Annotated in this window: 16 protein-coding genes; 4 read left to right on the top strand and 12 right to left on the bottom strand. The window is 59.5% G+C overall.

The genetic code is table 11. The features are described 5' to 3' along the window. The first annotated feature begins 38 nt into the window (after positions 1–38). Together guaB and guaA are read left to right on the top strand one after the other, a co-directional pair. Complete coding sequence (guaB, locus tag ACN0RV_RS05410) at positions 39–1,502, top strand: IMP dehydrogenase (protein ID WP_286340274.1); 1,464 nt, start codon at positions 39–41, stop codon at positions 1,500–1,502. A 125-nt stretch (positions 1,503–1,627) separates the two neighbouring features. Continuing rightward, positions 1,628–3,202: a glutamine-hydrolyzing GMP synthase gene (gene guaA / locus ACN0RV_RS05405; RefSeq protein WP_417346268.1), complete on the top strand. Its 1,575-nt coding sequence runs from the start codon at positions 1,628–1,630 to the stop codon at positions 3,200–3,202. 39 nt (positions 3,203–3,241) lie between these two features. Here guaA and ACN0RV_RS05400 read toward each other — a convergent pair whose 3' ends face one another. The 12 genes from ACN0RV_RS05400 to ACN0RV_RS05345 form a co-directional block, all read right to left on the bottom strand. Further along, complete coding sequence (locus ACN0RV_RS05400; protein ID WP_417346266.1) at positions 3,242–4,018, bottom strand: hypothetical protein; 777 nt, start codon at positions 4,016–4,018, stop codon at positions 3,242–3,244. Positions 4,019–4,144: 126 nt separating this feature from the next. After that, positions 4,145–4,738, bottom strand: coding sequence for a PhnA domain-containing protein (locus ACN0RV_RS05395; protein ID WP_028110922.1), 594 nt, complete (start codon positions 4,736–4,738; stop codon positions 4,145–4,147). A gap of 117 nt (positions 4,739–4,855) precedes the next feature. Next, entirely contained in the window at positions 4,856–5,863 is a 1,008-nt protein-coding gene (gene hypE / locus ACN0RV_RS05390; protein WP_417346264.1) for a hydrogenase expression/formation protein HypE, read from the bottom strand. Then, positions 5,860–6,987, bottom strand: a complete 1,128-nt coding sequence (gene hypD / locus ACN0RV_RS05385) for a hydrogenase formation protein HypD (protein ID WP_417346262.1) — start codon at positions 6,985–6,987, stop codon at positions 5,860–5,862. Before hypD ends, hypE begins: the two co-directional genes overlap by 4 nt. Beyond that, positions 6,980–7,222: a HypC/HybG/HupF family hydrogenase formation chaperone gene (locus tag ACN0RV_RS05380; protein ID WP_136851261.1), complete on the bottom strand. Its 243-nt coding sequence runs from the start codon at positions 7,220–7,222 to the stop codon at positions 6,980–6,982. The genes hypD and ACN0RV_RS05380 overlap by 8 nt, the downstream gene beginning before the upstream one ends. 149 nt (positions 7,223–7,371) lie before the next feature. Beyond that, a complete protein-coding gene (gene hypF / locus ACN0RV_RS05375; protein WP_417346259.1) occupies positions 7,372–9,648 on the bottom strand; it encodes a carbamoyltransferase HypF in 2,277 nt (758 codons plus the stop codon). After that, positions 9,645–11,321, bottom strand: coding sequence for a hypothetical protein (locus ACN0RV_RS05370; protein WP_417346257.1), 1,677 nt, complete (start codon positions 11,319–11,321; stop codon positions 9,645–9,647). The genes hypF and ACN0RV_RS05370 overlap by 4 nt, the downstream gene beginning before the upstream one ends. Before the next feature lie 11 nt (positions 11,322–11,332). Continuing rightward, positions 11,333–11,869, bottom strand: a complete 537-nt coding sequence (locus tag ACN0RV_RS05365; protein ID WP_286340267.1) for a HyaD/HybD family hydrogenase maturation endopeptidase — start codon at positions 11,867–11,869, stop codon at positions 11,333–11,335. 5 nt (positions 11,870–11,874) lie between these two features. After that, on the bottom strand, positions 11,875–12,546 hold the full coding sequence (gene cybH / locus ACN0RV_RS05360; RefSeq protein WP_286340266.1) for a Ni/Fe-hydrogenase, b-type cytochrome subunit: 672 nt from the start codon (positions 12,544–12,546) through the stop codon (positions 11,875–11,877). A 9-nt stretch (positions 12,547–12,555) separates the two neighbouring features. Next, complete coding sequence (locus ACN0RV_RS05355) at positions 12,556–14,259, bottom strand: nickel-dependent hydrogenase large subunit (protein WP_417346255.1); 1,704 nt, start codon at positions 14,257–14,259, stop codon at positions 12,556–12,558. Continuing rightward, complete coding sequence (locus tag ACN0RV_RS05350) at positions 14,259–15,398, bottom strand: hydrogenase small subunit (RefSeq protein WP_417346254.1); 1,140 nt, start codon at positions 15,396–15,398, stop codon at positions 14,259–14,261. The genes ACN0RV_RS05355 and ACN0RV_RS05350 overlap by 1 nt, the downstream gene beginning before the upstream one ends. Before the next feature lie 451 nt (positions 15,399–15,849). Then, positions 15,850–17,643 carry a M14 family metallopeptidase gene (locus ACN0RV_RS05345; protein WP_417346252.1) on the bottom strand — a complete coding sequence of 598 codons (1,794 nt, stop codon included), beginning with the start codon at positions 17,641–17,643 and terminating at the stop codon, positions 15,850–15,852. Between the two features lie 248 nt (positions 17,644–17,891). Between ACN0RV_RS05345 and hcp the strand changes: the two genes are divergently transcribed. Next, positions 17,892–19,553: a hydroxylamine reductase gene (hcp, locus tag ACN0RV_RS05340; protein ID WP_417346251.1), complete on the top strand. Its 1,662-nt coding sequence runs from the start codon at positions 17,892–17,894 to the stop codon at positions 19,551–19,553. A gap of 62 nt (positions 19,554–19,615) precedes the next feature. Continuing rightward, positions 19,616–20,605, top strand: coding sequence for a 2Fe-2S iron-sulfur cluster-binding protein (locus ACN0RV_RS05335; RefSeq protein WP_417346250.1), 990 nt, complete (start codon positions 19,616–19,618; stop codon positions 20,603–20,605). Positions 20,606–20,852: the final 247 nt, after the last annotated feature.

The raw sequence follows: 20,852 nt of genomic DNA, 5'->3' as shown, positions 1-20,852 counted from the left end.
TTTACTACACCCATAAACCCTACCGGTGAAATGTTGCCATGCTAAGAATTAAACAAGAAGCGCTTACCTTTGACGACGTATTGCTCGTCCCCGCCCACTCCACTGTTCTTCCGAACACCGCAGAGCTTGGCACCCAACTGACCAAAACCATCAAGCTGAATATTCCTATGGTGACTGCCGCCATGGACACCGTGACCGAAGGCCGTCTGGCGATCGCCATGGCCCAGGAAGGTGGCATCGGCTTTATCCACAAGAATATGAGCATTGAGCAGCAGGCGGCCCAGGTTCGCATGGTGAAGAAGTACGAGGCCGGCATCGTTGCCGACCCCGTGACCGTCACCCCGGAACTGACCATCGCCCAGCTGAAAGAGATCACCGAAGAGAACGGTTTCGCCGGCTACCCTGTGGTGACCGAGGGGAACGAGCTGGTGGGCATCATCACCGGCCGTGATGTCCGTTTCGTCAAGGACCTGTCCAAGAAGGTCGCCGACGTCATGACCACCAAGTCCCGCCTGGTGACTGTGATTGAGGGCACCCCTCTGGAGCAGGCTCAGCAGGTGATGCAGAAGCACCGCATCGAGAAGGTGCTGGTGGTGACCCCGGAATTCCGCCTCACCGGCCTGATCACCGTCAAGGACTTCGAAAAGGCGGAGCGCAAGCCCAATGCCTGTAAGGATGAGAAGGGCAGCCTGCGCGTCGGCGCCGCCGTCGGTGCCGGTGAAGGCAACGAAGATCGGGTTGCCGCCCTGGTGGAAGCCGGTGTGGACGTACTGCTGATCGATTCCTCCCACGGTCACTCCGAAGGGGTGCTGCAGCGTATCCGTGCCACCCGTGAAGCTTTCCCCGATGTGCAGATCATCGGCGGCAACGTCGCCACCGCTGAAGGTGCCCGCGCCCTGATTGAAGCCGGTGTAGACGCGGTGAAAGTGGGCATCGGCCCAGGCTCCATCTGTACCACTCGCATCGTTACCGGCGTCGGCGTGCCTCAGATCACCGCCGTGGCCGAAGCCGCGTCCGTGGCCAACGAGTATGGCATCCCTGTGATTGCCGATGGTGGCATCCGCTTCTCCGGTGACATCGCCAAGGCGATCGCCGCTGGCGCCAGCCTGATCATGGCCGGTTCCCTGTTTGCCGGCACCGAAGAGGCCCCGGGTGAAATTGAGTTGTACCAGGGGCGTGCCTTCAAGTCCTACCGTGGCATGGGCTCCCTGGGGGCCATGACCAAGGGCTCTTCCGACCGCTACTTCCAGAGCGACAACGCCGCCGACAAGCTGGTGCCCGAGGGCATCGAAGGTCGCATCCCCTATAAGGGCAAGCTCAAGGAGATCATTCACCAGCAGCTGGGCGGCCTGCGCTCCTGCATGGGTCTGACCGGCTGCGGCACCATCGAAGAGCTGCGCACCAAGGCCGAGTTTGTCCGCATCAGCGGTGCCGGCATCAAGGAGAGCCACGTCCACGACGTGACCATCACCAAGGAAGCGCCCAACTACCGTATGGGTTAATGCTGAAAAGGGGGCAGGTCTGCCCCCTTTCTTCTAGCTCGGTAAAGAACAACGACAGGCCCATAGGCCGCAGGGCAATAGTTCGCCCTCGTACCCAACCATCACAATAATGAGACCCGAATAAGATGAGCAACATCCACGACCATCGTATCCTTATCCTGGATTTTGGTTCCCAGTACACCCAGCTGATCGCCCGCCGTATCCGTGAGATCGGCGTCTACTGTGAACTGTGGGGCTGGGATGTTCCCGAAGAGAAGATTCGCGAATTTGCCCCTACCGGCATCGTCCTGTCCGGCGGCCCCGAGTCCGTTGCCGCAGACAACTCCCCCCGTGCCCCCGAGTATGTGTTCAGTGCCGGTGTGCCGGTGCTGGGCGTGTGCTACGGCATGCAGACCATGGCCGAGCAGTTGGGCGGCAAGGTGTCCTGCTCCGACAAGCGTGAGTTTGGCTACGCCCAGGTGAAGGTCCTGGAAGCTACCCAGCTGTTTGAGAACATCGAAGACGCCATCGACCACGACGGCAAGGCGCTGCTGGATGTGTGGATGAGCCACGGTGACAAGGTTACCGCCATCCCTGAAGGCTTCACCAAGGTGGCCGAGACCGAGACCTGCCCCTATGCGGCCATGGCCGACGAGTCCCGTCACTTCTACGGCGTGCAGTTCCACCCCGAGGTGACCCACTCCAAGCAGGGCAAGCGGATGCTGGAGCACTTCGTGCTGAACATCTGTGGTTGCGAAGCCAAGTGGACCTCTGCCGCCATCATCGATGACGCCATCGAGCGCATCAAGGAGAAGGTGGGCGGCGATAAGGTGATCCTGGGTCTGTCCGGCGGTGTGGACTCCTCGGTAGTGGCGATGCTGCTGCACCGTGCCATCGGTGACCAGCTGACCTGTGTGTTTGTCGACAACGGCCTGCTGCGCCTGGATGAAGGCGATCAGGTGATGGAGATGTTCGGTGATCACTTCGGCCTGAACATCGTCCGCGTCGACGCCGAGCAGCGCTTCCTGGACGCCTTGGAGGGTGAAGCGGATCCTGAAGCCAAGCGTAAGATCATCGGTCACACCTTCGTGGAGCTGTTCGACGAGGAAGCGGCCAAGATCCAGGGCGTGAAATGGCTGGCCCAGGGCACCATCTACCCCGACGTCATCGAGTCTGCCGGTGCGGCCACCGGCAAAGCCCATGTGATCAAGTCCCACCACAACGTGGGCGGTCTGCCTGAGGACATGGAGCTGGGTCTGGTGGAGCCGCTGACCGAGCTGTTCAAGGATGAGGTGCGCAAGATTGGCCTGGAGCTGGGTCTGCCCTACAACATGCTCTACCGTCACCCCTTCCCCGGTCCAGGTCTGGGCGTGCGGGTGCTGGGCGAGGTGAAGAAGGAGTACTGTGACCTGCTGCGGCGCGCCGATGCCATCTTCATCGAGGAGCTGCACAAGGCGGATCTGTACAACAAGGTGTCCCAGGCGTTCACCGTGTTCCTGCCGGTTCGCTCCGTCGGCGTGATGGGCGATGGCCGCAAGTATGACTGGGTGGTGTCCCTGCGGGCGGTGGAGACCATCGACTTCATGACCGCCCACTGGGCCCACCTGCCTTACGACTTCCTGGGCAAGGTGTCCAACCGCATCATCAACGAGATCGACGGCATCTCCCGGGTGGTGTACGACATCTCCGGTAAGCCACCGGCGACCATCGAGTGGGAGTAATCTCCTCGAGCTGAAAAAGGCGCCCCTGGGGCGCCTTTTTTAGTAGCCTTCTGCGGGCTTGAGCAGGGGCAGGGAGGCGGTCACCGGTCCCAGGTGCCAGATATGCTGATAGCCGCTCTCTTGTGGTGCCGGCTCTATGGTACCTGCTGGGGTTTCGCCCCTGCGAGTTATGGGGTGCACGGTTCTATTGCCTTCATCGTCGCTGTACCAGGCGGTGCCATTGCTGTTATACAGCCACAGGCTCAGGGTGTCTGCTCCCCAGTCCTTGAGGAAGGCACCCATGTTGTTCGACTGAGGGTCCCAGCTGTTGCCGTGCACCGTCTTGGTGTGACGGCTTCCGCCAAACACCAGCATGGGCTGACCGAGGTAGGGGCGCAGGTTTTCGGCCATGCGCAGATCCCTGGGATCGTGATTGTGGTTAAAGCCCACCACCTGAATCTCGCCCGATTTCACCAGGGGGTGGAGCCGCTCCAGCAGGTGATACAGGGCGCGGCTGCTGCGTCCGTCAAACACCGTCTGCCAGTCTGTTGAGGCTTGGATCCGGGCTGTCAGTTGGTCAAGATCGCCGCCGAAGTCCAGATCCTCGGCGTTGAGCTCCAGGCCGACGATCAGGGGAACGTTCAGTTTCTTTGCCTGGTGACAGATGGTGGCAAAGGCCGCCTGTGGGGCTTCGTTGGTGCCGTGCCACTCTCCCAGCAGCAGGGTGTCATGGTGCTGGCTGTCCAGCAGCGAAACCACAGGGTCTGGCAGCTTGGGACAGGCGTGGCTTGATAGGGTGAGTGTCAGCAGAGGCAGCAACAGTGCGGGTCGAATCATGAGAGCTCCATTCTCTGTAGGGAAACGCTGAGTCTCTCAGATTGTCGCTGCTGACAAGCTGTTTTAAATCATTGTTATAAATAAAAAAGGCGGCCGTCAGGCCGCCTTTCTCTGTTCAATACAGGCTTATTCGCCCTGCTTGGATTTTTTCACATACTGGGTGAGGATGACGATGCGCTGGCCGTTGACCCGGCCCTCGATGTGCTCGGGGTTGTTGGTCAGGCCGATGTTGCGCACCGGGGTACCACGCTTGGCGGTAAAGTTGCCGCCCTTGACCACCAGATCCTTGATCAGATGGACGGTGTCACCGGCCAGCAGCACGTCACCGTTGCTGTCCTTGTGGACGATGGCGTCGGGATCAGCTTCCTCAGGCAGGCCGGCGTCGGCCCAGGCTTTGACATCCTCTTCCATGTAGATCATGTCCAACAGATCCTGGGCCCAGGTTTCGCCCTGTTTGGTCAGGCGGTGCAGCATGCGGTAAGCCACCACCTGTACCGCAGGCACCTGGCTCCACATGGCGTCGTTCAGACAGCGCCAGTGGTTGGCATCCAGCTGGGCGTCGTCGGGCAGCTCGCCCTGGCATTTGACGCAGGCCAGCACCGCTTTCTCTTCGGTGCTCTTCTCTACCGGTGGCACGTCATACACGCTCAGCTGATCGTTACTACCACACAACTCGCACTTGGAGTCGCCACGCTGCATCAGAGTGTTTTCAATGCTCATTCAGATATGTCCTTCAGGAGAGTTAAGGCGGAATTATATCAGCGCAAAAGCGGTTCTGTCAGGGACTCAGGCAGCAAAAAGGGCGCCGAGGCGCCCTTAAAATCTGCATAACGGGTCTTAGCAGATCCGTGGCAGCAGTTCCCCTTTTGGCAGTTCCAGGTAACGCTGGCTGCCCCAGGGAGAGGTGAGGACCACCTTACCCACGTGCTGATCCACCACGGTGCCGATGATGGCGGCGCTCTCCTGCCCCTGTTTCAGCAGGGCCAGGGCCTGCTCCGCCTGATCCGCGGGGACGCCGAGGACAAAGGTGCCCTCGTTGGCCAGCTCCATGGGTTCGAAGCCGAACAGCTCACACAGTCCCTGCACCTCGTCGGCGATGGGCACCTGATCCTGTTCGACCCTGATCCCCAGCTCGCGGCTGGCGGCCCACTCATTGAGTACCGCGGCCAGACCGCCACGGGTGGCGTCGCGCATGGCGCGCACCTCGATGCCGGCATCGAGCAGGCGCTTGACGTCGTCCCACAGGGTGGCGCAATCGGAGGCCAGGTCGCCCTCCAGGGCCATCCCCTCACGGCTGGCCAGGATGCAGGCGCCGTGGCGGCCGACGTCGCGGGAAACCAGGATGGCGTCGCCCACCTCCAGCTTCTTCCAAGAGGGGCTGGCGATGCACTGGCCCACACCCGAGGTGTTGATGAAGATGCCGTCGGCGGCCCCCTTGGGCACCACCTTGGTGTCGCCGCAGACGATGCGGGCACCGCTCTTCTCCAGCTCCTCGGCCATGGACTTCACCAGAGTCTCCAGTTCGGCGAAGGTGAGGCCCTCCTCGATGATGAAGCCGCAGCTCAGATACTGGGGGATGGCACCGGCCATGGCCAGGTCGTTGACCGTGCCGGCGACGGCGATCTTACCCAGATCCCCCCCCTTGAACTGGCGGGGGCTGACGGTGAAACTGTCGGTGGTGAAGGCCAGGGGCCCCTGGATATCCAGTCGGGCGGCGTCTTCGTCCCGGATCAGGATCTCGTTGCTGAAGTACTTGAAGAACAGCTTACGAATCAGCTGGTTCATCTCGACACCACCGCCACCGTGGCTCAGTTGAATGCGGCGCTTGTTGTCGGTGGCGGTCATAGAATCACTTCTCCGTACTTAAAGTGGGCGTGACAGGCGCCCTCTGAGCTGACCATGCAGCTGCCCATTGGGGTTTGTGGGGTGCAGCCGCGGCCGAACACCTTACAGTCGGTGGGCTTGGCCAGACCCTTGAGGATGTCGCCGCACATGCAGGCCTTGTGGTCGTCCAGCTCTTCGCTGGGCAGGATATCCTTGAACTTGATCTCGGCATTGAGATGCGGGTAGTCTGGAGACAGTCCCAGGGAGGAGTCTGGGATGTAGCCCAGGCCGCGCCAGCGGAATTTGGGGCGTACTGCCAGGTATTTGTCCACCAGGGCCTGGGCTCCGGTGTTGCCATCGATGGTCACGGCACGGGTGTACTGGATCTCCAGCTCCGCCTTGTCCGCCAGCTTCTGTTCCACCAGCATCAGTACCGCTTCCAGCACGTCCACAGGCTCGAAGCCGGAGACCACAACCGGGGTCTGGTAGGCATCGACGATGGGCTGGTACACCTTGGCGCCAGTGATCACGCTGACGTGGGAGGGGCCGATAAAGGCATTGACCTTGGCTTGGCCGTCCGCCATCACCGCGTGCACCGCGGGTGGCACCAGCACATGGTTGACGTGCAGCAGCAGGTTGGGCAGCTGAAGTTGGTCTGCCATCTGCACCAGAACCGCAGTCATCGGGGTGGTGGTTTCGAAGCCGATGGCAAAGTAGATCACCGTCTTGTCCGGGTTTTCCTGGGCCAGCTTCACCGCATCCATGGGGTCATACAGGGGGCGCACATCGGCGCCCTGGGCGCGGGCCTGAGCCAGGCTGGACTTGGAGCCGGGCACTCGGATCATGTCACCCAGGGTAGTCAGAATCACGTCTGGCTGCTGGGCCAGGGCGATCGCCTGGTCGATGCGCTCCTTGGGCATGACGCAGACGGGGCAGCCAGGGCCGTGGATAAACTCGATGTTGTCCGGCAGCGCCTGGTGGATGCCGTACTTCATGATGCTGTGGGTGTGGCCGCCGCACACCTCCATGATCTTCAGGGGCTCTTTCAGGCCGGGGGCCTTGTCGGCGATCTGCTTCAGCAGCGCCTTGATGGTCTCCGGATCCCGAAATCCCTGATAGAGATCCTTCAGGGCCAGATCAGACATCTTCCGCCTCCATCTTTTCAACAATCTCTTTGTAGAGCTCGAGGCTCTCCTTGGCCGCCTCTTCATCGATCTTGTTCATGGCGAAACCTACGTGGATCAGCACATAGTCGCCCACGTTCAGGGGTTCGCTGATCAGGTGGGTACTTACCCGACGGGTCACGCCCATGGTATCGACGGTGGCGGTGGTGTCTTCAGGGTGCAGCTCTACCACCTGAGAGGGAATGGATAAACACATGGTCTGAATGGTCCCTTGTTTACATTTCGAACATTATTCGACAACACCCCCATGACTTTCGTGACCTGGGTCATGTTAGCGGCATTTAACCTGTGGTGGGTGTCGTAGTTTTGGGTACTCGAGGGGCCGAAACCGGCCTCTCGGGGGAGTTACTCCTGGTTTAAGGCATACCAGAGCTGGCCCTGGGCGATGCTGCCGTCATTGACGGCGGTACGTTCAGGCCAGAGCCAACGGCCCCGGTGCTCGCCCACGGTGGCCTGCAGGCGCTCCAGCAGGCAGCGGTTCATCATCACGCCACCACTGAGCACCATGGGGTAGTCCGGATAGCGCTCCATCAGGCTGACCATCATCTGGGCGACGGCGTTGATGAAGGCCCGGGCCCAGGTGGCGGTATCCAGCTTGCTGTGCCCCAGGGTCATCATCTGATGCACCAGGGGGGCGGTATCGATAATGGGGCCGATGCTGGCGGGTAGGCTCAGCAGGTTGACCTCGCTGTCTGGACACTGCTCGGCGGCGGCTTCCAGCAGCATCCCGGCCTGACCGTCAAAGTCGGTCTCCCGGCACAGCTGCAGGAAACAGGCCATGGCGTCGAACAGGCGGCCCATGGAGCTGGAGTAGGGGGCGTTGATCCCCCGTTGCCACATCAGATGCAGGTTCTTCAGGGCCATATCCTTGATGCCGAACTTCTGAGGCCAGCCACTGGCCTGCACCTCCTCCAGGGAGTAGTGCTGGAACATCAGGGAGAGGGCCACCCGCACCGGGTGCTTGATCGCCTGTTCCCCGCCAATCAGGCGGAAGGGTTTGACGTAGTGCAGTCGGGTGTAACCCTGAGTGTCTGCCAGCATCACCTCGCCACCCCACATCTGACCGTCGTCGCCCAGGCCGGTTCCGTCGAAGGCAAATCCCAGCACCTTGTCGGTGCACTTGTGCTCCGCCATCACCGCCAGGATGTGGGCGTGATGGTGCTGCACCTGCAGCAGGGGCAGCTCCTGGCGTTGGGCCAGGTTCTGGGCCCACTGACTGGAGCCATAGCCAGGGTGCAGGTCGGTCACCAGACGCTCCACCTTGAGGTCGTAGATCCGCTGCAACTGGGCGAGGGTGTGCTCGAAGTAGCCTTCGGTGGCCAGGTTATCCAGATCGCCGATGTGGGGACTGGTGATCGCTCTCTGGCCGAAGGCCAGGGCCAGGCGGTTCTTCTGCTGAGCCCCCACCGCCAGGGTGGTGCTCTGGGCCTCGTTGTCCAGTCGCTCGGTCTGGGGGGCAACGCCACGGGCCAGACGCCACCACTGGGTTTGACCGCCGACCACCTGAACCACGGAGTCATCGCAGGCGTTGAGTATGGGCCTGTCGTGATCCAGGATGCCGTCCACCACATGACCCAGCTTGTCCACCAGTTGACTGAGTTCGGTGATCACCGGCTCGCCGGAGAGGTTGGCACTGGTGGCCACCAGCGGCCGGTCCAGTCGCTCCAGCAGCAGCTGATGGATGGGGGTGTAGGGCAGAAACAGCCCCAGGCGATCGATCCCCGGCGCCACAGACGGGGCCAGCTTGTCGTTGCCGAGGGTGCGCATCAGGGTGATGGGACGCTCCTGGGAGCAGAGGGTGTCCCACTCCTCGGCGTCGCCCTTGACCAGGGTTTCGGCGGCGGTACGGTCCTTGACCATCACCGCCAGGGGCTTGGCGGGGCGCCGCTTGCGTCGCCTCAGGGTGTCCACCGCCAGGTCACTGGTGGCGTCACACATCAGGTGATAGCCGCCCAGGCCCTTGATGGCGATGATCTTGCCTTTGGCCAACTGACTGCAGCAGTGGGCCAGGGGATCGGTGACCGTCAACGGCTGTCCATTGGCCTTGCGCCAGGTCAGCTGCGGCCCGCAGTGGGGACAACTTACTGGCTGGGCGTGGTAGCGGCGGTTGAGGGGATCCTTGTACTCCTTGGCACACTCGGGGCACATCTTGAATCCAGCCATGGCCGTATTGGGCCTGTCGTAGGGCAGGTCGCGGATGATGGTGTACCTGGGACCGCAGTTGGTGCAGTTGGTAAAGGGGTAATTGAAGTAGCGGCTGTCGGGGTCGCGGATGTCGTTGAGACAGTCGTCGCAACTGGCCTTGTCGGTGGCCAGGGCCACCTGGGCATCCTGCTTGCCGCTGCTTTCCAGAATGATGAACTCCGCCTCATCCAGGTTGACCGGATGATCCTCAATGGACAGGTGATCAACCTTGGCCAGAGGCGGGAGTTGGTTGCGCATGGCGTCTTCAAATGCGGCCAGCTGGGCCGTGGTGCCCTGTACCTCGATGGCAACGCCATTGGCGTCATTGAGGACATTTCCGCTCAGGGCGTTTTCTGTGGCGTGGCGGTAGACAAAGGGTCGGAAACCGACCCCTTGTACCGTACCAAGGATCTGGTAGTGCTGGCGCCTCAGACTCATGCACGCTTCCTGCGCTTGAGGAACAGACCACCGGCCGCCAGGTTGGAGCCGTCAAAGTCCAGCGCCTTGGGCCACATCAGGTGGAAATTGTTGCCCAGGCGACGATGGATGCGATCCATCAGCGCCGGTGAGGCAAACTCATCCCCGGCCAGAGCCAGTTGATCGATGCCCACATCCGCATCCAGCTGTTCCACCCAGTTGGCGACGAAGTCAGCGAAGGAATCCACCAGGCCGTAACAGGTAGCCTGGATGCTGTTCTCATCGGCCATTGCGTAGCTGAGCGCAGCCTGCAGCGCCTTGTGGGCCTGCACCGTCAACACCTCATCGTCGTCACGCTTGAGCTTGAAGTCGATGCGAGGGCTGTTCTTGCCGTCGTGGCCCAGGGCCAGGGCGGTGAACTTACGGGCAGCGGTGAGACGGTCGTCCCCAGGCTCAGCCACTTGCAGCAGCCAGGCGACCAGGGCCATCAGGCTGGACAGGTTGCCACTGATGGGGGTGTCGCTCATGGCGTCCAGGGTGGCGGCACGTTTCGGGTGCAGCTCGCGGAAGCGGGCCACCAGGCGTTCACCGGTTTCGGAGCCCTCCGCGATGGCGCTGAGGATCTGGTTTGGGGCGATCCACTGCTCCGGCAGCCTCACCAGCCACTGGTACTCGCCCTTGTCGTCTTGATGGATCAAGCCGGAGGGGCGGTTGCCACTCAGATAGAGGGTGGCGGTGGTGGTGCCCTTGGGGGCAAACAACACGGCACCGTGATGGGCACAGGCGGCAGCCCAACGATCGTTGATGTTCTGACGACCATCTTCGCTCAGGGCCAGTTTGCCGTCGGTCACTTCGGCGCGATAGCCGCCGATCACCGCGTCATCCCACAGGGGGGCTTCTGGGCAGGGCAGGTCGCCCGGCTGGTGGCGATGGCTCAGGGCCAGGGGTTTTTCCTCGAGGAAGGTGAGCACCAACTTAGGCGCAGGCTCGACCTCCTCTACGGCTACCAGCTCCACACCGGCGTCAGCCAGTTTCTGAGCCAGTCGCAGAGAGATCCTGTCGTCGGCCAGGTGGCACAGGTAGGTGATGTGCGCCAGCTTGTTGGCCTTGGCAAACTCCGCCTTGGGCAGCAGTTGCAGCATGGGCTTTTCCAGGCTGCTCAGCAGGCGAACGCCCTGATTGGAGAGGTGCAGGCCAGTGTTCAGGGCTTCGGCACGGCAGAACATCAGCTGCTTGGGCTGGATGTCGCCGAGGCGACGGAAGCGGCGCAGACCACTGCCGGTGGCCAGGGTGCACTGACCCTTTGCCAGGAAGGTGTCTACTGCCTGCTGCAACTGGTCGCTGTCCAGGCTGGGCTGAGCGTCGCTGCCACAATGGTGACAGGCCTGCAGGTGGTCACGACAGTAGCCACAGTAGGGGTTGTGAACCGGGCCATGGGCCAGGGCGTGTTCGTCGCCCTCGAGCTCCTCAACCGGAAGCAGCTCACTGCGCTCCAGCCAGCAGGAGAGGGACCACTCCTGGCCCACCTGTTCGGCCAGCTCCGACAACTGCTCCTGATCGCCTTCGGCGACGAAGAAGTAGGTGTTGTCGGTGTTGCCTGTGGTGAGTACTTGAGGGTGGGTCAGCAGCTGGTTGCAGCGATGAGCGTAGTAGGGGACCGGACGGTCGCAGTGGAAGTTAAACTTCAGCTTCATGGCTGGGGTCCTTAGGTGTCGCAGGATTGGTGGGCCAGGGCCTGGATGTCGAGATCCTTCACCTTGGTGGCGCGGATCCCCAGGGTCTCCAGATGACCAACCAGGGCTTTCTCCATGGTAGGCACAGCGCCTTTGACCTGGTCGGTGAGCTCGAAGCTCATGGACTCCAGGACGGTGGGCACCACACCCAGGACGTAGGTCTTGGGCCGATCGCCCACCATGTCCATCATGTTCAGAGTTTGCAGCATCTCCACTTCGTGGGCGCTGCCTTGCCAGTCCACCTCGGCGGGGGCCCGGTCAAAGTCGAAGAAGAAGACGTCGCCGTAGTTGGCGTTCGCGGAGTTGATGGTGTCGACCACCACTAGATGGTCATAAGGGGCAATCAGAGGAATCAGTGCGTTGGCCAGAGTGCCGCCGTCCATGAATTCCAACTGAGGTTGCCCCTCGAATTTGTAAGCTTTCTGGAAGTAGTTGGCAAAATGTACGCCGATGCCTTCATCGGCGTACAGTACATTGCCAATCCCCAGAATGAGGATTTTTTCTGGCATATCGATTACTTGTGCTTCATTGGGTGGTAGTCATAACCGGACACAATGGAATCCACAGAGTTGTGCTTGAAGCGGATGCCACTGAATACAGCCATGTATACATGGATAACCATGAAGATGACAAATACCCAGGTCAGGAAGTGGTGCAGCTCTCGCACAAAGGCCAGGGTTCCGAACATCGGAATCAGGGCTTCGGCGATGGGCATAAAGGCACCACCCAGTCCTTCGTGATACACATGGGCGTGCAGGATAAGACCGGTCACACACATCACCACGATAACCATGGTCAGTGCGAAGTAGGTCATGTACTGCAGGGGTCCGTATACACCAGACTTGTGCATGTTGCCCATGTAACCGTAGGCCATCAGGTTCTCAATCCACTTCTTGGGACTGATCACATCACGGAATGAACGCCGCTCAATATCACTCTTGCTGAAGAAGTAAAGATAGGCGCGAATGATGGTGATCGCCACAAGGATGAAACCTGCAACCAGGTGGCCGAAGCGCACCCAGCCTTGCATCAGGTTGTCGGGTCCACCGTACTGGACCAAAAAGGGCCAGGAGATGTAGAACCCGGAGATTACCAGCAACACGATGGAGAGCGCACGCAGCCAATGGCAGATACGGATCACCGGTGTGAAGATGTAATCTCTTGAATGTGGAACCTTGTTAGACATAGCTCCTCCTTAGCAGGCGTTGGGTGCTACTTGGAACTGCCCCAGATCCTGGCCTTTGTAATCCATCACGTGTACGGCACAAGCCATACATGGGTCGAAGGAGTGGATGACGCGGATGATCTCCAGAGGCTTGGTAGGATCTTCCAGCTTCATGCCAACCAGGGATTGCTCGAAAGGACCAACCTTGCCGTTGGCGTCCACAGGACCGGAGTTCCAGGTGGTGGGTACCACAGCCTGGTAGTTCTCGATCTTGCCACCCTTGATGCGGATCCAGTGGCTGAGCAGGCCGCGAGGTGCTTCGATCACACCCACACCCTTGTACTCTTTGTTGGGATCGATAACCGGCTCGATGTAGGTGGACTCATCAACAAGGATGTTGCTCACCAGGGCATCGAAGGTCTTCAGGCTGTTCTCGGCAACCAGCATGGTCTGTACCAGACGGGACGCGGTACGGCCCAGGGTGGTGAACAGAGCTTCAACAGGCAGGCCAGTGGCTTCCAGCAGGCCGTTAACGGCGCCAACCACTTGCTCGTTACCACGGGCGTAGGCCACCAGCAGGCTGGACAGAGGGCCAACCTCGATGGGCTCGCCAGCGTAGCGAGGAGACTTAACCCAGGAGTACTTACCGTCGTTGTCGAAGGTAGGCAGCTTGCCGTAAACGGTGTCACGCTCGATCAGGCCGGTGTAGTTAGGCTCGGTCACACCATCATAGGGGTGACGGGCTGCACCGTCCTGGTACCAGGAGTGAGTCACGTCTTCTTCGATCAGGGTCAGGTCTACGTCCTGAACATCGCCCAGGTCGCCATTCATGATGACGCCTTGCTGGAACAGGTACTCGCCGTTGCCCAGGTAGAAGTCTTCGGCGGCCAGGAAGTTCTTCACGCCCACGCCACCCAGTACGGAAGGCTCTTCTTTGTACGCTTCGGCAGCCATCAGTACGTCAGGCAGGTAGGCACGGTTGATGAAGTCGTTCACTTCGGCGTGCTTCTGCTTCCACTCTTGCAGACGGGCTGGGGACAGCATGTCGCGAACACAGCTTACGCCACCAACAACCAGGGATTGTGGGTGAGGCTGCTTACCACCGAAGATGGCCAGCATCTCGGCAGCCTTACGCTGAACTTCCAGGGCCTTCAGGTAGTGGGATACGGCGATCAGGTTCTGCTCGGGAGTGAACTTGTAGGTGCCGTTGCCCCAGTAGGCGTTAGCGAATGGACCCAGTTTACCGGTGTTAACCAGACCCTGTACTCGCTCCTGTACGGCGCGCAGTTCACCTTCGCCAGCGGCGATAGGGGTGGCGCTGTACTTCATGGCAACCTGAGCTGCCTTGGCAGGATCGGCGCTCAGAGCGGAGACGATGTCTACCCAGTCCAGGGCATGCAGGTGGTAGAAGTGCACCACGTGATCATGCATGTACAGGGAGGACTGCATCAGGCTGCGCAGCAGCTTGGCGTTCTCAGGAATCTTCAGATCCAGAGCGTCTTCTACCGCTTCGATACTGGCACGGTAGTGGGAGTAGGTACATACACCACAGATACGCTGAACCAGCAGGCCAGCATCCATGGGGCTGCGGCCCTTCAGGATGGTTTCGATGCCGCGCCACAGGGTGGAGCCGGACCAGGCTTTGGTGATGACATTATTTTCATCGACCTCAACCTCGACACGAAGGTGACCTTCAATCCGGGTGATTGGATCGACTACAACACGTTTGCTCATCACTTATCCTCCACATCTTTGGCAAACACACCGGCGACGGCGTGGGCACCGAGACCTACTACCGACAGGCCAAGAATGGCGGTGCCGATAAAGTCAGCGGTCTTATCCAGGCTGTGGATATCGCGGCGACCCAGGGGTTTTTCGAAATCGGCCATGGCGTCCCAGAAGTTGGGCTCGGAACAACCGATACAGCCGTGGCCGGCCAGCACGGGCCAGCTGGTGTGGTGGTTGAAGCGCTCGGTGGGGCAGTTGTTGTAGGTATAGGGACCCTTACAACCTACCTTGTACAGGCAGTAACCCTCTTTGGCACCTTCATCACCGAACTTCTCGACGAACTCACCGGCGTCGAAACGACCGCGGCGCTCACAGTTGTCGTGAACACGTGCGCCGTAGGCCCACTTGGGACGACCGTACATGTCCATTGGAGGCAGTTTGCCGAACATGACGAAGTACATCAGGGTACCCACGATGTTCTTCTCACTTGGGGGACAGCCACCCAGGTTCACAACGGGCTTGTGAACAACCTGGTCAACGCCCTTGGCATCGGTTGGGTTTGGCGCGGCGGCCTGAACACCACCGAAGGCGGCACAGGTACCCACGGAAACGATGGCGGCGGCGCCTTCGGCTGCGTGGTGAATGATTTCGGTACCGGTGTGGCCCTTACAGCCTACGGTCAGGTAGTGACCATTGTCGGCGGTGGGGATTGCACCCTCTACAGCCAGCACATAGCCGCCTTTATAGGCTTCCAGTGCGTGCTCCAGGTTCTCTTCAGCCTGCCAGCCAGCGGCTGCCATCAGGGTCTCATGGTATTCCAGAGAGATGTGGTCGAAGAGGACACTGTCGATGGAGGGGGTGTCACAGCGAATCAGGGATTCGGAACAACCGGTACATTCGGCCATGTGCAGCCAGATTAGCGGCACACGATCGGCGACCTCTGCCGCTTCGGCCACCAGTGGGCTGAAGGAGAGTGGCAGAGAAAGCATAGCGGTTACCTGTGCGGACCAGGTCATGAACTCCCGGCGGGAGATGCCCTGGCTCTCGAGGCGTTGCATCAGCGGAGTGGACTTAACCGCGTTGAGTTTCTTCAACTCGGAAAGTCGCTTTTTTCCCCGCGAGAATAAAGCGTCGTACTGTCCCATATTTTTTAATCCTTGCATTGGGTACACGGGATTGCCATGCAAAGTGTATGGAATTCGATGTTGGACATAATGACCGAGATCAATATTGAGGAGATATCTTCTCAGGCCTGGCTGTTAACAGTCTGTTGCCGTGATTCAGATCATGGTTTTTTGGATATTTGGCCATGAACCATATTTTTTGTCGTGTTTTTGGGGTTGAAAGTGAAAGAAGTTTGTTAGAGGCGCATGGTCAAAATGTGTCTTCCCACATCTGAAATTGGCTGTTTCGCGGATCAATATGTGCGACATTTTGTCTGTGAACCCTGTCACTTTGGGTCGTTTTTGGAGACTTTTATCCTTTTTTGATTTTTCTCAATCTTTTTTAGACTCACGTTTTTTATTTCTTTGAAATCTGGAAAAAAGAGCCAATTAAAATAAATCATTGGCTCTCGAAAAAGATTATCGCAAAGTATTACGGATTGAGTTTTCGTAATACTGGATAGCGTTGGTATTCCTTGTCGTAATAGGAACTATTCTCATAAAACCAGCGGAGTCTGGCCTGAGGGTTATTTGCAAAATTGGGATCCGCCGCCAATTTTTGAGAAAAGGCCTTTTTCAAATCAGGATCACTTTCCAGCATTTTTTGCGCCATGGGTTCGACGGCGTACTGTTCGATATATTCGGTGCGGGTGAAGATGGTATTGAAAAATCCCCACTGCAGCAGGGAATCGGTTGCCTCGGGTTCCAGTAACTGGATGGCCAATTCCCCCAGTGGCTGGTCTGTAGTGACCCGCCAGGTCCCCTTGGGTAGGTTGTGGCGGCCCAAGTGTTCGGTGGCGGTGACGGACACGCGCTGTCGCCCTTCGTAATCCTTGCCTGAGAACTGATGCTTCAGGCTGTAGGAGCTCAGTGTCTGAGTGACCGGCTCTGACAGTTGAGTCATCTGGATGCCGTGCAGCTGCAACCTCTCCACCACCAGTTGCCATTGGGCAGGTATATAGTAGGCCGCAGGTCGGGCTCGGTGGATCCCGGCCTTGGTGCGTCCGGTGACCGGCAGCTTGGGATAGAGTTTGGGTTCGCCACTCCAGCGAATCACCCGGGCGCCACTCACCTCGCTGATCTCTGTGGTGTAACCAATCCCCTTGAAATCCCAGCCTTGAGGCTGACGTTCGCTCTCCCAGGTGAGGATCACCGGATCCGGCCGGCGGGCCTGGTCCTGTTTCACCGCCTGGCGCAGCTCTTCACTCCTATCTGCCAGCAGCGTCAGAGTGTGCTCCAGCATCACATAGGTACCCAGGACCCGCTGACGGAAGGGTTTGAGGCTGTGGTTTTCAATCAGGATGGTGGGCAGATGACGAACGTCGCCATAGCCGTTGGAGTAACGCGGGGACGGGTTCCACAGACTCAGCCCCTGGCTCATGTCGGTGTTGTCCATGGCAAACACCAGGGACCCGGGAATGTGTCCTGCCTGGCTCAGGGCCCGGTCGACCGAGGGGCGGTAGGTGTTTTCCAGCCAGCGGTAGGTGGCCGGGCTGTGTCCCACCGCCAGATTGTAGCCATAGGTGACGTCGTACTGGTAGTCGATGCCGTCGGTCACATGCACATCTATATATAGGAGGGGGTTCCACAGGTTGAGGGCGGTGATCATCGCCTGCATCTCAGGGGTGTCCGCCTTGGCATAGTCCCGGTTGAGGTTGAGATTGGTGGCCGTGGTTCGCCAGCCCATCACTTCGGGTCCTCTCTGGTTCACCCTGTTGTAGGGACCCCGCCGCTCATGGCCATCCACATTGAAGATGGGGACGAACAGCAGGTTGGCACCATCGAGCAGCTTGCCTTTCTTGCCCAGCGCCATATCCCGCAGCAGCATCATGCCTGCATCCTTGCCATCGATCTCCCCGGCATGGATTCCCGCCTGCACCAGCAGGGTGGGATTGCCGTTCGCCATAAGCTCTTCCGGCGTGGCCGCTCCGTCACCGGCAGCAACCACCATCCAGATCTCGCGGCCCTGGGGCGAGGTGCCGAGGCTGACCTTACTGAGTTTGGGGGAGCGGCCAATCAGGCCATCGAGCCATTGGAAGGTTTCCTGGTAATCCGGGCTCTGGATCAGGCCGCTTTGCTCACCCGGGGTGGCGAGGGGATCGGAGGCAGGCAACTGCAACATTTCGCTGGCACCTTGCCAGGGGTGCTGGGGCGGCAGGATGGGATCGTTGAGATATTGGCCGAAAGTCGTCATGGGCAGCAGGGCGGCGGCGAGCAGGTGTTTCATGGTCTTCCTTGGTGATTTTCTTGTCGCACCATCTTAATGGGCGGTGGTCGGTATTCAACCGCTCTAAGTCAGAGGCTTCGAAATCGCTGAAAAAACTGAAGTTCGAATTCTCATAGAGGGGAATAAATTTGATCCGAGTCAAGGCAATGCAAAGTTGCATTAAAAATACCTTTATTGAGATCAGGGGATATTTTAAGCTGGCCGCACTAAAACATGCATAATAGATATAACTTTAAAGGAGCGCCACCGTGTTTTGTATTCAATGTGAGCAAACCATGCAGACCCCAGTGGGAAATGGCTGTCAATATGCCATGGGCATGTGCGGTAAGACTGCTGAGATTTCTGATCTTCAGGACGTGCTGGTCTACATGCTGCAAGGCGTAAGCGCCTACGCCCATGCCGCCCGCGAAGTGGGTGTGGTGGATGCCGATGCAGACGCGTACATTCCCCAGGCTTTCTTCTCTACCCTGACCAACGTGAACTTCGATGAGAGCCGTCTGATTGAGTACACCGCCAAGGCGATCGACACCAAGGCGCGTCTGAAGGCGGCTTATGAAGCCGCCTGTACCGTTAAGGGTGTTGAGCCCAAGATGCTGGCCGGTGCCGCTCAGTTCGAAATCTCCGCCGAGAAGGCCGCCATGTTGAGTCAGGCGCCTGCCACTGCGGTAAACCGTGGCCTGAACGACGTGGGCGAGGACATTGTTGGCCTGCGTCTGCTGGTGCTCTACGGCCTGAAGGGTGTGGCTGCCTATATGGAACACGCCCGAATCCTGAAGAAGCAGGATGAGGCAGTATACGGTGAGTTCCACCGCATCATGGCTCGCCTGGGTGAAGACCCAAGCGATCTGAACGAGCTGCTGGAGCTGGCCATGGCCTGTGGTCACCTGAACTTCAAGGTGATGGAGATGCTGGACGCGGGCGAAACCGAAGCGTTTGGTCACCCGGAACCCACCAAGGTGAACATGAAGCCCGTTGCCGGCAAGGCTATCCTGGTGTCCGGTCACGATCTGATTGACCTGCAGCACATCCTGGAGCAGACCAAAGACAAGGGCATCAACGTCTACACCCACGGTGAGATGTTGCCTGCCCACGCTTACCCAGAGCTGGGTGGCAAATACCCCCACCTGGTAGGCAACTATGGTTCCGCCTGGCAGAACCAGCAGAAGGAGTTTGCCAACTTCCCCGGTGCCATCGTGATGACCTCCAACTGTCTGATCGATCCCAACCCAGGTTCTTACGCTGACCGTCTGTTTACCCGCAACATCGTAGGCTGGCCTGGTGTGACTCACCACACCGGACAGGATTACGCCGAGGTGATTGCCAAGGCTCTGGAATGTGAAGGCTTCAAGTATGACGAGATCCCTCACTACACCATGACCGGCTTTGCCCGTAACGCCCTGATGGCAGCTGCTCCGGCCGTGGTTGAGCAGGTGAAGGCCGGCAACATCCGTCACTTCTTCCTGGTCGGCGGCTGTGACGGCGACAAGCAGGAGCGCAACTACTTCACCGAGTTCACCAAGGCGGCACCTCAGGACACCCTGCTGCTGACACTGGCTTGCGGTAAGTTCAAGTTCAATGACCTGGAGTTCGGTGACATCAACGGCATCCCCCGTCTGCTGGATGTGGGTCAGTGCAACGATGCCTACTCCGCCATTCAGCTGGCCCTGGCTCTGGCCGAGACCTTCGAGTGCGGCGTAAACGACCTGCCTCTGTCCCTGATTCTGTCCTGGTTCGAGCAGAAGGCGATTGCCATCCTGCTGACCCTGCTGGCTCTGGGTATCAAGGATATCCGCGTCGGTCCTACCGTACCCGGCTTCCTGACCCCCAACCTGATCAACCACCTGCATGAGCAGACCGGCCTGCGTCTGACCACCACCGTGGAGCAGGACATGGCGGACATCCTGGGCTAACCCCCAAGATCTAAGGCAAAGGGGAGCACGGCTCCCCTTTTCTTCCTACAGGAGAGGTATAGATGCAGCTGACCTGCACAGAGATCCGGGCGGAAACCCACGACGTGAACACCTACCTGTTCGAGTCGGACCAGCCCATCGACTTTATTCCCGGCCAGTTCCTGCCACTGCAGGTGGAGATCGATGGCGACAGCCACAGCCGCTGTTACAGCCTGGCTTCCATCCCAGGTGACAACCGCTACGCCCTGACCATCAAGCGGGTCAGTGGCGGACTGGTCTCCAACTATCTGGCGGACAATGCCAGGGTAGGGGATAACTTTGCCACCCTGTCGGCAGGGGGAGAGTTTCACTACCAGTACGCCCAACAGGGCAAGCTGCTGATGCTCAGTGCCGGCTGTGGCATTACCCCGGTTTACTCCATGCTCAGGGCCCGTCTTCAGGCGGATCCGGATGCGGACATCGTCTTTGTCCACAGCGCCCGCACTCCGGCGGATCGCATCTTCCCCCGGGAGCTGGAGCAACTGGCCCAGGCGCACCCTAATCTGCGTCTGTGCTGGGTGGTCTCCGAGGGAGCCGAAAGCGGTCAACTGGATGGACAACTGGACGCTCGTCTGCTGCTCTCTCTGACCACTGACATTCGGGAGCGCACCATTTTGATGTGCGGGCCCCAGGGCTATATGGAAGCTGCGCACGGCTGGTTTGATGCTCTGGGTGTGGACCCCGAGCGAGTGTTCCATGAGATGTTTGCCCCGGTTTCCGGCGATAATGGACCTGAACCGGCCTCAGAGGGGGCTGGACACACTCTGACTGTGGCAGACAAGGCCGTTAACATCGATGGCTCTCAGACGGTTCTGGAGGCGCTGGAGGCGGGTGGTCTGCCGATCTTCGCCGCTTGTCGTGCCGGCGTCTGTGGCAGTTGTAAGTGCAAAGGCGACGGAGAGAAGCTGGAGCGAACCTCTGTGGGTCCCCTGACGCCACAGGAGCTGGAGGAGGGGTATTTCCTGGCCTGCGCCTCCAGGGTGACCGGGGATATGCAGGTGACCCTGCCCTGACCACAGCGACTGCCGTGATTGTTTTGGTGGCCACTGGATACGCGTAATTGTGGCCTCCCTAGCTGATGAAAAAGCCTCCCTTGTGGAGGCTTTTTGTGCTTTTTCCGGGCGGAATTTCGGCAATCTATGGCGGATGTCTGGGCAATCTCGAGCCCTGACCTGTCCTCTAAAAGTGCTCAAAAAGTGTTCTTTGAATCGCCCTTGGGACAAAATGACCCGACAAGAATCTGCGTCAAATGAGCTTCGG

This window comes from Ferrimonas sp. (assembly GCF_048263965.1).
Classification (GTDB): domain Bacteria; phylum Pseudomonadota; class Gammaproteobacteria; order Enterobacterales; family Shewanellaceae; genus Ferrimonas.
The sequence above is the reverse complement of the archived record's forward strand: the minus strand, read 5'-3'. Positions and strand labels throughout refer to the sequence as shown.

Excerpts from the sequence above, each read along its gene's own strand:
- guaB (WP_286340274.1), top strand. The coding sequence starts at position 39 with ATGCTAAGAATTAAACAAGAAGCGCTTACCTTTGACGACGTATTGCTC.
- guaA (WP_417346268.1), top strand. The coding sequence starts at position 1,628 with ATGAGCAACATCCACGACCATCGTATCCTTATCCTGGATTTTGGTTCC.
- ACN0RV_RS05400 (WP_417346266.1), bottom strand. The coding sequence starts at position 4,018 with ATGATTCGACCCGCACTGTTGCTGCCTCTGCTGACACTCACCCTATCA.
- ACN0RV_RS05395 (WP_028110922.1), bottom strand. The coding sequence starts at position 4,738 with ATGAGCATTGAAAACACTCTGATGCAGCGTGGCGACTCCAAGTGCGAG.
- hypE (WP_417346264.1), bottom strand. The coding sequence starts at position 5,863 with ATGACCGCCACCGACAACAAGCGCCGCATTCAACTGAGCCACGGTGGC.
- hypD (WP_417346262.1), bottom strand. The coding sequence starts at position 6,987 with ATGTCTGATCTGGCCCTGAAGGATCTCTATCAGGGATTTCGGGATCCG.
- ACN0RV_RS05380 (WP_136851261.1), bottom strand. The coding sequence starts at position 7,222 with ATGTGTTTATCCATTCCCTCTCAGGTGGTAGAGCTGCACCCTGAAGAC.
- hypF (WP_417346259.1), bottom strand. The coding sequence starts at position 9,648 with ATGAGTCTGAGGCGCCAGCACTACCAGATCCTTGGTACGGTACAAGGG.
- ACN0RV_RS05370 (WP_417346257.1), bottom strand. The coding sequence starts at position 11,321 with ATGAAGCTGAAGTTTAACTTCCACTGCGACCGTCCGGTCCCCTACTAC.
- ACN0RV_RS05365 (WP_286340267.1), bottom strand. The coding sequence starts at position 11,869 with ATGCCAGAAAAAATCCTCATTCTGGGGATTGGCAATGTACTGTACGCC.
- cybH (WP_286340266.1), bottom strand. The coding sequence starts at position 12,546 with ATGTCTAACAAGGTTCCACATTCAAGAGATTACATCTTCACACCGGTG.
- ACN0RV_RS05355 (WP_417346255.1), bottom strand. The coding sequence starts at position 14,259 with ATGAGCAAACGTGTTGTAGTCGATCCAATCACCCGGATTGAAGGTCAC.
- ACN0RV_RS05350 (WP_417346254.1), bottom strand. The coding sequence starts at position 15,398 with ATGGGACAGTACGACGCTTTATTCTCGCGGGGAAAAAAGCGACTTTCC.
- ACN0RV_RS05345 (WP_417346252.1), bottom strand. The coding sequence starts at position 17,643 with ATGAAACACCTGCTCGCCGCCGCCCTGCTGCCCATGACGACTTTCGGC.
- ACN0RV_RS05335 (WP_417346250.1), top strand. The coding sequence starts at position 19,616 with ATGCAGCTGACCTGCACAGAGATCCGGGCGGAAACCCACGACGTGAAC.